Source organism: Propioniciclava sp. (genome assembly GCF_029977985.1).
Taxonomy (GTDB): Bacteria; Actinomycetota; Actinomycetes; order Propionibacteriales; family Propionibacteriaceae; genus Propioniciclava.
In genome coordinates this window covers 1-13,990 of the sequence record NZ_JARKOT010000272.1, presented here as the reverse complement: position 1 = coordinate 13,990, position 13,990 = coordinate 1, and the positions used below count along the sequence as shown (strand labels likewise).

The 13,990-nt window shown below is 71.0% G+C and carries 14 protein-coding genes; 4 read left to right on the top strand and 10 right to left on the bottom strand.

What is annotated here, in order from left to right; translation table 11 throughout:
• The coding region (locus Q1K57_RS14695) for a hypothetical protein (RefSeq protein WP_300083935.1) at window positions 1–847 on the top strand (847 nt) is incomplete at its 5' end.
• Between the two features lie 66 nt (window positions 848–913).
• On the opposite strand, the gene Q1K57_RS14690 is transcribed toward Q1K57_RS14695, so the two are convergent.
• From Q1K57_RS14690 to Q1K57_RS14655, 8 genes are all read right to left on the bottom strand, one after another.
• Window positions 914–1,276 (bottom strand): VOC family protein, encoded by a 363-nt coding sequence (locus Q1K57_RS14690; protein ID WP_300083933.1) that lies wholly within the window; start codon window positions 1,274–1,276, stop codon window positions 914–916.
• A 272-nt stretch (window positions 1,277–1,548) separates the two neighbouring features.
• Window positions 1,549–1,806, bottom strand: coding sequence for a hypothetical protein (locus Q1K57_RS14685; RefSeq protein ID WP_300083931.1), 258 nt, complete (start codon window positions 1,804–1,806; stop codon window positions 1,549–1,551).
• The gene (locus tag Q1K57_RS14680; protein WP_300083929.1) at window positions 1,803–2,618 is read right to left on the bottom strand and encodes a hypothetical protein; all 816 of its coding nucleotides are present in this window, start codon (window positions 2,616–2,618) and stop codon (window positions 1,803–1,805) included. Before Q1K57_RS14680 ends, Q1K57_RS14685 begins: the two co-directional genes overlap by 4 nt.
• Window positions 2,619–2,627: 9 nt before the next feature.
• Entirely contained in the window at window positions 2,628–4,016 is a 1,389-nt protein-coding gene (locus Q1K57_RS14675) for a sugar nucleotide-binding protein (RefSeq protein ID WP_300083927.1), read from the bottom strand.
• A 2-nt stretch (window positions 4,017–4,018) separates the two neighbouring features.
• Entirely contained in the window at window positions 4,019–5,017 is a 999-nt protein-coding gene (rfbB, locus tag Q1K57_RS14670) for a dTDP-glucose 4,6-dehydratase (protein ID WP_300083925.1), read from the bottom strand.
• A gap of 101 nt (window positions 5,018–5,118) precedes the next feature.
• Window positions 5,119–5,991: a glucose-1-phosphate thymidylyltransferase RfbA gene (gene rfbA / locus Q1K57_RS14665; RefSeq protein WP_300083923.1), complete on the bottom strand. Its 873-nt coding sequence runs from the start codon at window positions 5,989–5,991 to the stop codon at window positions 5,119–5,121.
• Window positions 5,992–6,052: 61 nt separating this feature from the next.
• On the bottom strand, window positions 6,053–7,495 hold the full coding sequence (locus Q1K57_RS14660) for a sugar transferase (RefSeq protein ID WP_300083921.1): 1,443 nt from the start codon (window positions 7,493–7,495) through the stop codon (window positions 6,053–6,055).
• A gap of 216 nt (window positions 7,496–7,711) precedes the next feature.
• Window positions 7,712–8,806 (bottom strand): glycosyltransferase, encoded by a 1,095-nt coding sequence (locus Q1K57_RS14655; protein WP_300083918.1) that lies wholly within the window; start codon window positions 8,804–8,806, stop codon window positions 7,712–7,714.
• Between the two features lie 55 nt (window positions 8,807–8,861).
• On the opposite strand from Q1K57_RS14655, the gene Q1K57_RS14650 reads away from it, so the two are divergent.
• Window positions 8,862–9,728 carry a nucleotidyltransferase family protein gene (locus tag Q1K57_RS14650; protein ID WP_300083916.1) on the top strand — a complete coding sequence of 289 codons (867 nt, stop codon included), beginning with the start codon at window positions 8,862–8,864 and terminating at the stop codon, window positions 9,726–9,728.
• Window positions 9,725–9,991 carry a PqqD family protein gene (locus Q1K57_RS14645; protein ID WP_300083914.1) on the top strand — a complete coding sequence of 89 codons (267 nt, stop codon included), beginning with the start codon at window positions 9,725–9,727 and terminating at the stop codon, window positions 9,989–9,991. The genes Q1K57_RS14650 and Q1K57_RS14645 overlap by 4 nt, the downstream gene beginning before the upstream one ends.
• A gap of 7 nt (window positions 9,992–9,998) precedes the next feature.
• Here Q1K57_RS14645 and Q1K57_RS14640 read toward each other — a convergent pair whose 3' ends face one another.
• Window positions 9,999–10,550 (bottom strand): hypothetical protein, encoded by a 552-nt coding sequence (locus tag Q1K57_RS14640; protein ID WP_300083912.1) that lies wholly within the window; start codon window positions 10,548–10,550, stop codon window positions 9,999–10,001.
• A 13-nt stretch (window positions 10,551–10,563) separates the two neighbouring features.
• Complete coding sequence (locus Q1K57_RS14635; protein WP_300083910.1) at window positions 10,564–11,970, bottom strand: polysaccharide biosynthesis tyrosine autokinase; 1,407 nt, start codon at window positions 11,968–11,970, stop codon at window positions 10,564–10,566.
• Window positions 11,971–12,116: 146 nt separating this feature from the next.
• On the opposite strand from Q1K57_RS14635, the gene Q1K57_RS14630 reads away from it, so the two are divergent.
• Window positions 12,117–13,990, top strand: a 1,874-nt coding sequence (locus Q1K57_RS14630; protein ID WP_300083908.1) for a glycosyltransferase, incomplete at its 3' end; no start/stop codon positions are given.

The window sequence follows — 13,990 nt, the reverse complement described above, 5'->3', positions numbered from 1 at the left end:
GGGCATCAGTCAAGGGCAGATCAACGTCGAACTCAGCCGAGGCGCCTGGCACCGGATCGGCTGCCACACGATCTCGGTCGTCGGCCCCGAGGTGAACGAACGCGCGCGCCTGTGGTGGGCGATCTGGGAATCGACGCGGAGCTCGGTGCTCGACGGTGTCACCGCTCTCATCGCCGCCGGCCTCACCGGCTGGACCGAACCCGTCCTGCACGTCTCGGTCCCCAACAACGTGCCCGTCCGCGATCTGCCGGGCGTCCGGCACCATCGCAGCCGGGCGGTCGGCCGATTCATCGACGGGCTTCGCCGGACGCCCCCCGTCACGGCCACGATCAGGGCGGCCCAGTGGGCGCCGACCGACCGGTCGGCGGCGACGATCGTAGCGATGTCCGTGCAGCAGCGTCTGGTTCGGCCCGACGACCTGCTGAAGGAGTGGGACGCGGTCGGCTACTCCCATCGGCGAGAGGCCCTCGACGGCATCATCAAGGACGTGTGCGACGGGGCGCAGTCGCTCGGCGAGATCGACTTCGCCCGCAAGTGCCGGGCCCGCGGCATACCGGAGCCCAGCCGACAGGTGCTCCGCAACGACGGCCGCGGTCACGTCTACCTCGACGTCTACTGGGACGACTGCGATGTCCACGTCGAGATCAACGGAGCCCAGCACTACCAGGGCACCGCGCGCATCGACGACGCGCTGCGCAGCAACGCGCTGGCCATCGGTCGGGCCGACGTGATCAGTCTGGACGTGCCTGTGTTGGCGTTGATCGCGTGCGAGGAGGTCGTCATGGCCCAGGTCGAGGCGGCACGGGCCGAGGGGCTGCGCCGGCGGGCGCTGCGGGAGGCCAGCTGAGTGTCTGCTGGCCGCTCAGACGGACGCCGCCGGCTCGGGTGAGCGGCGGCGTCCGGTTGCCGAGGGTCAGGCGTGCGGGTCGGCGAGGCAGAACTCGTTGCCCTCGGGATCGGTGAGGACGCTCCACGACACGCCGTACTCGTCGTGGTCGGCGACGTGCTTGGCGCCGAGGGCGACCAGACGAGCGACCTCGGCGCGCCGGTCTGCGGTTTCGAGGTCGAGGTGGACGCGGTTCTTGGCCACCTTGGCTTCGGGGACTGCGCAGAACAGGAACGTGGGCCCGTCCAGGTGGCGCGGCCACATACCGATCGCCGCGACGTAGTCGTTGACCCGGGCGTCTACGGGGCGTCCGACGACCTCGGACCAGAAGGCGGCTTGGGCGTGGGGGTCGGCGCAGTCGAACGTGATGGCGCGAACGGTGGTCTGCATCATTCCTCCTCAAGTTGGTCGTGTATCCAGCGTCGACGCTGACACTGTGGGAGAGTCAAGCGCCCTGCGCCGCCGTTTTCCGCGGCGTCCGGGCCGACTGGCGGGGCGGCGTCCGAGGGACAGCGCCGGACCCGGCTGCAGGTTTGTGACATAGTCTTTTCGACATAGCGTTTCGTGGCACGTGGCGAAAAACCAAGGTCAAAAACGTGACCCACCCCCGGGCACCGAACCTCCCCGCGGCACCCAACCAAGGCACGGACCCACGGAGGATGTCAGCCGCGGAGGATGACCCCGTGAGCCGCCAGGTCGGCGAGGACCGTCTCCAGCACGTCGGACGCCGACCCGACCGTCGGCGCGCCGAACTCGGCGACCAGGAGGTCGGCCAGCGCGGACTCCTCGATCCAGTCCGACGCGGCAGCGACGACCGCGTCGCCCAGCGCCCCCAACTCCACGAGGTGCGACTCGTAGAGTGCCACCACGCGGCCGTCGCGCTCGAGCCGGTCGAGCGGCACCTGCGCTTTCACCCTCATGCGGCCCCCATCAGGTCAGCCACGACGGGTGCCGCGCCGGACGCCTCGGCGTACGTCACCCGCAGCGTCGGCCCCAACGCGTCCAGCAGATCGGCCAGCGCGTGCAGCGGCCGGGGCAGGCGCCCCAGCGCCGACGTCTCCGGCGTCAACCCCACGAGCGCGTCCACGACGCCGAGTTCCTCCACGTGCGGAGTCCGCACGGACTGGTCCCGCCGGATCAGCACCAGCCGGCGCAGCCAGAGCTCCGGCCCCGGCCGCCGCAGCCCCAAGGCGTCCGGCGACAACTCCCGCTTCGTCCCCGACTCGTCCAGCCGCACCGACAGCGGCTTGGGGTAGGCCACCACGCCCCGATCATCCAGCCGGACGCCCAGCGTCTCGTCGGTCACGTACCCCCAGCGGCCGCCCAGCGCTCGCGCGAGGGTCGTCTTCCCCGTTCCGCCGGGCGCCACGAACCCGACCGTCGCCCCCGAAGCCGCATCGCACACTGCCCCCGCGTGCAGCATGAGCAGCCGACCGGTCTGCGCGGCGATGTTGGCCGCCGTTACGGCTTGGGTGAGTGCCTGCATGAGGCTGAGCCGGTCGCCGCCACGCACGACGGCCCGGCCCGCATCGCGGTTCCGCGGGTCGCCGGCCCGGGCCTCGCCCTCCGCCAGGAGTTCCGCCCGGACGACGCCGCCGTCGATCGCCCCGGGCGTGGGCTCGAGGCAGCGCGACCAAGCCGCGCGCACGGCGTCCGCGAGTTCGTCGGCCCGCTCACCGCCGACGTGCACGTGCGTGCGGACCCCGAGCCCGTACACGTCCAGCGTCGTCACCCGCGCAGCCTAACCGTTGGCCAGGTATTCCTGCAGGGCGGCGTCGGCATCGCGCGGGACGAAACCGGTCGCCTTGATCTTGTCCAGGGCCAGGGCACTGTGGCGCGGCCGGGGCGAGACGACCTTGCCGGCCGCGTAGTCCTCGGTCGATTGGCCCGACACGTCGGACGCCGCGTGTCCCGTCAGCGTGTACACCTGCCGGGCGACCTCGAGCCAGCTGCGGACGGCGCCGTCGCCGGTGAGGTTGTACGTGCCGTACGGGGCGCCCGTCGCCAGAAGGTGGGCGATCCCGGCGGCGAGGTCGGTGGTGAAGGTGAGGCGCCCGAACTGGTCGTCGACGACGGCCGGCTTGACGCCCTTCTCGGCGAGCGAGGCCATGGTGCGCACGAAGTTGCGGCCCTCGCCGATCACCCAGGAGGTGCGCACGAGGTAGTGGCGCGGCCAGGTGGCGACGAGCGCGTCTCCGGCCGCCTTCGTGACGCCGTAGACCCCGAGCGGGCTGAAGGGTTCGTCCTCGGTGTGCTGCTCGGCCTTCCCGTCGAAGACGTAGTCGCTGGACACATGCACGAGGGTCGCCTCGTGGGCGCGGGCCGCAGCGACCAGGTTACGGACGGCGTCCACGTTGATGGACCAAGCCAGCTTGCGCCCCTCGGGGGTCTCGGCGGCATCGACCGCGGTGTAGGCCGCGGCGTTGACGATCGTGCCGACGCCGTGCCAGTCGAAGGCGGCGACGGCGTCCGGATCGGTGATGTCGAGCTCGTCGACGTCGACAGCGACGGCGTCCGGGTAGACCGCTTGCAGCGCCCGGCCGAGCTGGCCCTTCGCGCCCACGATGACGACGCGCCGCGGCGGCATGGGTGTCACGTCGGCGAGACGCGGGTGGGCGGCGTCGGCGTCCGAGATGGTCGCTTCGTCGAGGGGGATGGGCCAGTCGATCGCGACGGTTTCGTCGGCGAGATTGAGGTAGGTGTAGGACGCCCGCGCCTCGGGGGACCAGTGGTCGTTCACGAGGTAGCTGTAGGCGGTGTCGGCCTCCAGTGCCTGGTAGCCGTTCGCGACGCCGCGCGGCACGAAGACGGCCTTCTCGGGGCCCATCTCGAGCGTGAACGACGTGCCGAAGGTGGGGCCTTCGCGCAGGTCGACCCACGCGCCGAAGATGCGACCGTGGGCCAAACCGATGAGCTTGTCCCACGGTTCGGCGTGCAGGCCGCGGGTCGACCCCGCCTCGGCGTTGTAGCTCATGTTGTTCTGCACGGGCGTGAAGTCGGGCAGGCCGAGGGCGACCATCTTCGCGCGCTGCCAGTTCTCCTTGAACCAGCCGCGCGCATCGCCGTGCACGGGCAGGTCGACGACCAGCAGGCCGGGGATCGGCGTGGTGTGGACGGCGAGATCGGCCATGCTCACTGTCCCGTTTTCGCGTACTTGGCCTCGGTGGCCTCTTTCATCGGACGCCACCAGTCCTCGTTGGCCCGGTACCAGTCGATGGTGGCGGCCAGGCCGGACTCGAAGTCGCGGTATTGCGGCTGCCAGCCCAGCTCGGTGCGCAGTTTGGTGGAGTCGATGGCGTAGCGCAGGTCGTGGCCGGGCCGGTCGTTGACGTGCTCGTAGGCGTCCGGCGACTCGCCCATGAGACGCAGGATCAGCTCCACGACCTCCTTGTTGTTCTTCTCGCCGTCGGCGCCGATCAGGTAGGTCTCGCCGATGGTGCCGGCCTCGATGATGCGGCGCACGGCGGAGTTGTGGTCGTCGACGTGGATCCAGTCGCGCACGTTCAGCCCGGCGCCGTAGAGCTTCGGGTGGACGCCGTCGATCAGGTTCGTGATCTGCCGCGGGATGAACTTCTCCACGTGCTGGCGGGGCCCGTAGTTGTTGGAGCAGTTGCTGATCGTCGCCTTGACGCCGAAGCTGCGCACCCACGCGCGCACGAGCAGGTCGGAGCCGGCCTTGGTCGACGAGTAGGGCGACGAGGGGTTGTACGGCGTGGTCTCGTGGAACCGCTCGGGGTCGTCGAGCTCGAGGTCGCCGTACACCTCGTCGGTGGAGATGTGGTGGTAGCGCTTGTCGTGCTTGCGCGCCGCTTCGAGCAGCGTGAACGTGCCGACGAGGTTCGTGTCGATGAACGGGGACGGGTCGTTCAGCGAATTGTCGTTGTGCGACTCGGCGGCGAAGTGGACGACCACGTCGGCGTCCGCCGTGAGCTTGTCGACGAGCGCGGCGTCGCAGATGTCACCGACGACGAGCTCGACCCGTTCGGCGGGCAGGCCGTCGAGGGACGCCCGGTTGCCGGCGTAGGTGAGCTTGTCCAAGACGGTCACCGAATGATCGGTTTCCCGCACGAGCTGGTGGACGAAGTTGCTGCCGATGAAGCCGGCGCCGCCGGTCACGAGGTAGTGAGCCACGGGGCCAGATTCTATCGGTCGCGGGCCTTGCAGGCCGAGCGGGGACGGCAACAAGGCGCGACCGTCGCCGGCGGCGTCCGGTCGTTGCGGTGGGGACGCCGCTAGCGTCGGTCCTGCTCCAGGAGGTTGAGGAGGTAGGCGCCGTAGCCGGACTTGACGAGCGCGTCGGCGCGTTCGCGGAGTTCGTCGTCGGTGAGGAAGCCCTTGCGCCAGGCGACCTCCTCGGGGCAGCCGACCTGGAGGCCCTGCCGCGCCTGGACGGTGCGGACGAAGTTGCTGGCGTCGTTGAGCGAGTCGAAGGTGCCGGTGTCGAGCCAGGCGGTGCCGCGCGGCAGCACCTCGACCTGGAGGGTGCCACGCTCGAGGTAGACGCGGTTGACGTCGGTGATCTCGTACTCCCCGCGCGGGCTGGGCTTGAGTTGGGCGGCGATGTCGACGACGTCCTCGTCGTAGAAATACAGGCCCGGGACGGCGTAGTTGGACTTGGGCTTCGCCGGCTTCTCCTCGATCGAGAGGGCCTTGAAGTCGTCATCGAACTCGACGACGCCGTAGGCGCTCGGCTCGGCGACCCAGTAGGCGAACACGGCGGCGCCTTCGATGTCGTGGTACTTGCGAAGCTGGCGGCCGAGGCCGGGACCGCTGAAGATGTTGTCGCCGAGGATGAGGGCGCACTTGTCGCCGCGGGCGAAGTCGGCGCCGATGGTGAATGCCTGGGCGAGGCCCTTCGGTTCGGGCTGTGTGGCGTAGCTGATCGAGATGCCGAACTGGCGGCCGTCGCCGAGAAGGCGCCGGAACGACTCGGAGTCGTGCGGCGTCGTGATGATGAGGATCTCGGAGATGCCCGCGAACATGAGCGTGGAGAGCGGGTAGTAGATCATCGGCTTGTCGTAGACGGGGACGAGCTGCTTCGACGTGGCCTGCGTGATCGGGTGCAGGCGCGTCCCGGAGCCGCCCGCCAGAATGATTCCGCGCATGGCGGTCATTCTTCCGCGGATCGGGGGGGCGCGCACGCCGTTGTCACGCGGCACGGGCCACTCAGTACGCCCCTCGCGCCCGTAGGACAGCACCGACGGTCCGGCTCAGAATGGCGAGGTCCTGCATGAGGGACCAGTTGTCCACGTAGTACAGGTCGAGCCGGACGGTGTCGTCCCAGGAGAGGTCGGACCGGCCCGAGACCTGCCACAGCCCTGTCAGCCCGGGGCGCACGTCGAGGCGACGGTGCACGTGCCGGTGGTATTGGGCCACCTCGGACGGCAGCGCCGGGCGCGGCCCGACGAGGCTCATGTCGCCCCGCAGGACGTTCACCAACTGCGGCAACTCGTCGAGCGAGAACCGCCTGATGAACCGGCCCACCCGGGTGATGCGCGGGTCGTCCTTCATCTTGAACAGCACCGACCCCGACTGGTTCTGTCGGCGCAGTTCAGCAAGCCGCTCTTCCGCGTCGATGACCATCGAGCGGAACTTGAAGCAGGAGAACGGCTCGCCCTTCAGCCCGGCGCGGACCTGGTCGAACAACACGGGCCCACGATCCTCGAGCTTGATCGCCAGCGCGATCAGGCCCATCACCGGCCCGGCCACCAGCAGGGCCAGCGACGAGCCGACGACGTCGAACGTCCGCTTCGCCCACCGGGTCGCCTTCGCCGCACCCGGGCTCTCCACGAACACCAGCGGCAGGCCGGCGACGGGCCGCATGTTCATGCGCTGCGCGGAAATGTCGGTGAGGGCGGGAACGACGACGAGTTGGGCGTGGTGGTCCTCCATCTGCCGGGCGAGCCGGTTGAACCCGCCGGCCTTGGGGAAGGCCCCTTCGGTGAAGATGATGACCTCGGCCTGCGACGCCGTGGCCACCTCCGCCACGTCGTCGAGCGTGCCCACCACGGGAAGCCCGTGGGGCGTCTCGACTTCGTCGCCGGCGTTGGTCAGAGCCCCGATCACTTCGTAGCCGAGCCACCGCGAGCGGTTCAGCACGGCAGCGAGCGCGTCCACGTGCGAGGGGACGCCGGCCAGCAGCACCGATGTCGTCAGCACTCCCGACGTCCGCAGGTGGTTGATGACTTTCCGCATCACGAAGCGCTCGACGAGCAGCAGCGGCGTCCCGATCGCGAACGCCAGCACGAAGAAGCCGCGGGACAGGTCGTAGCTCGCCAGGTAGGCGGCGGCTCCGGCCAGGCCGGCCGTCACCAGCGACCCGGTCACCACGGCGGTGAACTCGCCGGTGCCGAAGCCGATCCGCTTCCACTGGTAGGCACCCGAGAAGGCGAGCGCGACGATCCACAGCCCGACGAGCAGAGCCGCGACGGGCAGCACGTTCTGGGCGACGTCCTCGGTGGCGCGGAACACGCCCAACCGGTCGCGCCCCAGCATCGCCAGCAAGGCGGTCAGCAGCAGCACGCCCAGGTCGGCGACCAGCAGCGCAGTGCTGCGTGCACGTCGGAACCGCCAAACGCCGCTGAGGTGTCGCTCGAAAGTGTGGGCCATGCGCGTTCTGCTCGACAGTTCGGTCATCAGCATCGCGCCCCTCTCAACGTCGTCCGGACCATGGCACCGGAGCGGTCACACCGGTGACCCGAACATCGTTATAGGGGCGCACCCAGTATGCGGCCGGGTTTCTCGGGACGCCAAGGGGGAAGTTTCCCCGTCACCCGCAAGGGTGACCGTCAACTTGAGGGTTTCGGACGCTGCGGGCGGCCTTTTCTAGCCCAGAGCGACGGCCCGGATGCGGGCCACGAACCGGTCCTCCGAGAACCGTTCGACGTGGTCGCGGATGGCCTGTTCGGAGAAGGTCCGTTCCCCGTGGCGGCGCACGGCGGCCGCGATCTCGGACGCCGTCGGTGCGCCGAACCAGGTGCCGTTGACCCCGTCGACGACGGTGTCCAGGTAGCCGCCGGCGTGCAGGGCGATGACCGGCTTGCCGAACGCTCCGGCCTCCAGCGGGGTCAACCCGAAGTCCTCGAAACTCGCCGCGACCAGCGCTTTCGCGCGCGCGTACACCCAGCGCATCTCGGCGTCCGTCAGACCCTCGACGAGGCGCACGTTGGGCGGCGCGAGCTCGGCCAGCCGCTCCTTCTCGGGGCCGCGCCCGACCACCACGAGCCGCTCGCCGAGCTCTCGGAAAGCGGCCACGACGGCGTCCACGTTCTTGTAGGGCAGCAGCCGGCAGACCACCAGATGAAAGCCCCCCGACCAGTCGGCGAGGGACGCCGGGGCCGAGCCGGCGGCGTCCGGAACGACACCGGCGGGCGGTGGCAACACCTCGGCGTGGTTGCCATACACCCGTGCGATCCGCTGCTGCACGACCGTCGAATTGCAGAGGGCGACCTCGGCCGTGCGGGCGGCGCGCTGGTCCCAGGCGACGAGCGGACGCCGCAGCGCGAGCAGCGCCAGCCCCTTCAGCGATCGGCTGGGCCGCTCGCCGAGGTACTCGTCGGCGAGATAGAGGAACCGGGCGGGTGTGTGGTAGTAGACGACTTTGCGGCCCGTTGTCGGGAAGCCGTGCGCGAACGCGCTCGACGACGCCACCACCACATCGGCGTCGATGCGCAGCTGGGACGCCGCGGGCGCGAGCAGCGGCAACGCCCGCCGGTGGTCGCGCCGGAACGCGGGGATGCGGTTGAGGCCAGAGGTGACGACGTGGACGTCGCGGAACTCGGGGTAGGTGCCGTCGGGGTCGTAGAGGGTGGTGTACACGGGCGCCCCGGGAAACGCCTTGAGGAGGCTCAGCACCACCCGTTCGGCACCGCCGCGCTGGGTGAGGTAGTCGTGGGCGATGGCCACCCGCGGCTCGGTCATGGGCACCTCCTGTGCCGCAGGGTACCCCAGCGCCCCTCCGCTAGGATGGGTCGGCGTGGAGCCGGAGGTGAACACCATCCCCGCGCGCGTGCGGCTGGAGTTGGCCCACGCGGCCGTGCAGCGTGTCGCCGAGCTGTCCGGCGCGGACGTCTTCCACCTCAAGGGTCTCGCCCTCGACCCCGCGCTCGTCTGGGAGGGGCGCAGCGGTAGCGATGTCGACGTGCTCGTCCGGCCCGCCCATCTCGCGGCGTTTCTCGACGCGCTCAGTGCTGCCGGCTGGCGCATCGAGACCGACTTCGACGAGAACTCGTCGTTCGCCCACGCCGCCACCTACTGGAGCGACACTTGGGGGCACGTGGATGTCCACCGCTTCTACCCGGGGCTGAGCGGCTCCCCGTCGGACACCTTCGACCAACTCACCCGCCACGCCCGCACGCGCACGCTGGGCGGCGTGGAGTGCCCGGTGCCGACGGTCGGGGTCCAGCGGCTCGTGTTGCTGTTGCACGCTGCGCGCGGCATGGGCGGTAAGGAGTTGCAGGACCTCAAGACCTCCTGGTTCGACGCCACGCCCGCCCAGCAGGACGAGGTGCGCGCGCTCGTCGACGAGTTCGGCGCCCAGCTCGCATTCGCGGCCGCCCTCGGCCACCTCGACAAGTACCGCACCGCGCGGGAGTACGACCTGTGGCGGGTGGCCTCGCAAGGCGGGACGCGCTTCGAGGACTGGTGGGCACGCATCAAGGCTGCTCCGACGCGCCGCGAGGCGCTCCTGCTCGTTCTGCGTGCCCCCTTGGTGAACGTGCGCCACTTGGCCGCCCTGTGGGGCCGGACGCCGACCAAGCGCGAGATCCTGCGCGAGTTCTTCGCCCGGCCGGCGCGCGGCGTGCGCGAGGAGATCGACCGGTTGAGGGAGAAGCACGCGTGAGCGGCCGGTTGCGGCGCCCGGTCGGCGTGGGGGTGGCTGAGTCCGAGGGGCTGGTCTACCTCGGTCTGCTGCCCGCCGGCCCGATCCATTGCCTGGACGCCGCCGGCTCGCTCATCTGGTCGGTCGCGGTGCGCGAGCCACGGGAGCGGCTCGTGGATGCGGTCGCGGAGGCTGCCGGGGTGGCACCGGAGGTGGTACGCGCCGATGTCGAGCGGTTCGTCGCTTACCTGATCGAGCACGGACTGCTCGAGGAAGCCGCCTGAGTCGGGCTCAGCGCCCGTGCGCCTGCGCCGAAAGCTGGGCCACGGCGTCCGCGATCTGGGCCAGCACGGCTGCGTTGAACGCCCTGTCGCGCCCGATGGGGTCCTCGATGTCGTCGTCGGCGGGCGTGGCGCCGCCGCGGCGACGAAGAGCGGCCGGAAGGAGTGCGGCGAGGCGGGCGGAGGGGGTGGGCGCCGGATCGAGGGCGGCCGGGCCGGCCACGGCGATGAGCCGCGGCAACTCACGCAACGTGAAGGTGCGGCGCAGGGCGAGGGGCGCGAGGCTCACGACGGCGCTGCGGTGCTGGCGGGTGGCGGTGAGGATGAGGTCGGCGGAGGCGACGATCGCCGGTGTCAGATAGCGGGCTTGGTGGGGGCTCGCGTCAATGCCGCGCTCGCGGAGCAGTTCGCCGACCACCGGGGACACCGGCATCCCCTCGGGCGCGCCGGTGCCGGCGCTCGTGACGACCACCGCGGGATCGTCGGCGAAGGCGTCCGCGAGGAGATATTCGGCGGCGGGGGAGCGGCAGACGTTGCCCGTGCAGACCGTCAGGATGCGCATGGTCGCCGCCGGCTCAGCCCGTGTAACGGCGGGCGGGCTCCGGCTCGCGGACCGTGGCGGGCTTCGCCTTGGCCGGACGCCGCCGGCGACGGCTGGTCCTCTTGGCGTTGTCGCCGTAGCCGTAATAGGTGCCGTAGGACGACTCCCCCTGAGGAACCATGTTGAGCGCGACGCCGGCGACCTCCTGGTCGACGGTGTCGAGCGACTTGAGCGCCGCGCTGACCTCGCGCTTGCGGCCGCGCTGGGCGCTGACGACCAGCAACAGGCCGCCGGTGAGGCGGCCGAGGAGGACCGCGTCGATGACGGGGTTCACGGGCGGGCTGTCGACGATGACCATGTCGTAGGCGTCGAGCATCTGGTCGAAGAGGGACGCGGTGGCCTCGGAGCCGAGCAACTCGCTCGGGTTGGGAGGCACCGGGCCGGCGGGAAGGACGTCGAGGTCGGAATCGGGCCACGGTTGGACGATGTCGGCGAGGCGAGCCTGGCCGAGCAGCACGGTGGTGAGGCCGACGGAGCCCTCCAGGCCGAGCATCCTGGCGACGGACGGGTTGCGCAGGTCGGCATCCACGAGCAGGACGCGGGCGCCGGAGTCGGCGTAGGCACGGGCGAGGTTGACGGCGGTGGTCGTCTTGCCCTCGGACGGCATGGCGGACGTGACGACGAAGGAGTGCTTGCCGCCGGTGGTGACGTCGACGAACTGAAGGTTGGTGCGGAGGCGGCGATACTCTTCGGCGGCGATGCTGTGGGGGGAGTCCTCCATGATCATGCCGGTCTCGCCGGCTCGCGCGCGCGGCAGCGTGGCGAGGATGGGCCGGTCCGTCAGGGCCTCCACATCGTTGCCCGTGCGGATGCGGGTGTCGAGGAAGTGGACCAGCAGGGCGACGCCCACGCCGAGGGCCAAGCCGATGGCTGCCCCGAGTGCGATGTTGTTGCGCAGGTTGGGGCTGATGGGTTCTCCGGGCATCGTGGGCGGCACCAGGGCCGTCACCTTGACACTGCCGCCGGCGGCCGCGAGAAGGGGCGCGTACTGGCCGCCGATGCTCTCGAGTTGCGGGCCGACCTCGTTGGCGACCGCGTAGGCCACCTGCGGGTTCGCGGAGCGGACGAGGATGTCGAGAATGGGCGCGTTGTCGGAGACCGAGCCGGCGATGTTGAGGGGGGTGCCGGCGTCGAGTCCGAGCTTGGCCCGCACCGGATCCTGGATCACGGGGGAGCCGAGCAGTTCGACGAAGGTGCCCAGGTCGGCCGACGAGATGAGGTAGCCCTGGGCGTCGGAGGCGAGGAAGACGCGGGTCTTCGACTCGTAGACGGGGGTCTGCTGCATCGTTGCCACCGCGGCGGCGGCTGTGACGAGCAGGACGCAGGCGACAATGAGTTTCCAACGCCTGGCCAGCATGGTCAGGAACTCGCGGACCTGCACGGGGATCTCCTCGGGGTGATGACAGACAGCAACAAACATTGTCCCACACGTCCGGGAACGCCCGGACGTCCCACGGCGGGTGACGGCTCGCGCACGGCTGCGACGGTAGGATGAGTGGTCGACCATCCCCCGTAGAAGGAGTCCCGGTGCGCGTCCTGCGGATCTCGCACAGCGCCGTCGTGGACGCGTGGCGCGAGCGCGAACGCGCTCTCGTGCGCCGGCGCGTCGACGTTCACCTGCTGTGCGCGCGGGTGTGGGACGAGGCGGGTGCGCCCGTGCGGCTGGAGCCGCGCGAGGGGGAACAGGTGCGCGGCGTCCGCACGTTCGGGAGCCATCCGGCGCTGTTCGTCTACGACCCGGTGCCGCTGTGGCGCGCGCTCGGCGAGTCGTGGGACGTCATCGACATCCACGAGGAGCCGTTCGCCCTGGCCACGGCCGAGATTCTGGCGCTGAGAGCGTTGCGGAGGCAGCGCGCGCCCTACGTGCTCTACTCGGCGCAGAACATCCGCAAGCGCTACCCGGTGCCGTTCCGCTGGTTCGAGCGCTGGGCGCTGCGGGGGGCGTCCGGTTTGAGCGTGTGCAACGACGAAGCGGGGGCGATCTGCGTCGCCAAGGGTTTTCCCGGTGCTCCGCGCACGATCCCGCTGGGCATCGACCCCGCCCTGTGGACGCCCGCCGCCGAGCCGGCGCCGCCGACGGTCGTCGGGTATGCGGGCCGGCTGGCCGCCCACAAGGGCGTCGACGTGTTGCTGGAAGCGGTGGCCCGGACGCCGCGGCTGCGGTTGCGCGTCGCCGGTGCCGGGCCGGACGCCAGTGCGTTGGCCGAGCGGGCCACGCACGCTGATCTTGCGGGACGCGTCGAGTTCCTCGGCGCACTGCCGGCGGAGGAGTTGGCGGCGTTCTACCGGTCGGTGGGAGTGCTTGCGATCCCGTCGCTGCCGACGCCGGGCTGGTTGGAGCAGTTCGGCCGGGTGGCGGTGGAGGCCATGGCCTGCGGCGTCCCCGTGGTGGCGAGCGATTCCGGGGCCCTGCCTGATGTCGTGGCGGGTGCGGGGCTGCTGGTGCCTCCGGGTGATCCGGACGCCCTCGCCGCGGCCCTGCTGCGTGTCGCGGACGAGCCCGGCCTCGCCGACCGCCTGCGCGCCGCGGGCCTGGCGCGTGCCGCCTCGTGCACTTGGGACGCCGTCGCCGAGGAGTACGTGGACCTTTACGGCCGCCGCGGGTCGGCTGCGCGCGGGGCCGGCGTGTCGAGACCTGTCGAACCCGTTCTCATCGCCTACGGCGCGCCGGCTCTGGTGCGGCGGGCGCTGACGCCGCTGGCGTCCCTGCCGGTGACGGTGATCGACAATTCGTCGATGCCGGAGATCGAGGCAGTGTGCCGGAACCTGGGCGTCCGGTATGTCGACTCGGGCCGGAACGGGGGGTTCGCGTTCGGCGTCAACACGGCGTTGGCTGACCGGCAGGTGCCGGGGGCGGACGTGTTGCTGGTGAACCCGGACGCGGAGGTGTCGCTGGCGGACGTGGCGGCGCTGCAGGCGGCGTTGCACGCGGCGCCGGACGTGGCGTCGGTGGGTCCGGCGCAGAGGGATTCGGAGGGCGTGGCGGCGCGGGTGTCGTGGCCGTTCCCGTCGCCGGTGGGGACGTGGCTGGAGGCGGTGGGGTTGTCGCGGTGGCGGCGCGGGCCCGAGTTCGTGATCGGGTCGGTGCTGTTGCTGCGCGCAGAGGCGCTGGAGCAGGTGGGCGGCTTCGACGAGCGGTTCTTCCTGTACGCGGAGGAGACGGACTGGGCCTATCGGGCGTCGCGGCTGGGGTGGCGGCACGTCGTGGTGGACGCCGTGACGGCGCTGCACGAGGGTGCCGCGACGTCGACGGACTCGGCGCGGCGGGAGGCGCACTTCCATGCGTCGCAGGAGCGGTACATCCGGAAGCACTTCGGGCCGATCGGCTGGGCGGTGGCCCGGGCCGGCCAGGTGGCAGGTGCGTTCGCGCGGGCTGCGGTGCTGCGCGGGGACCGTGGCCG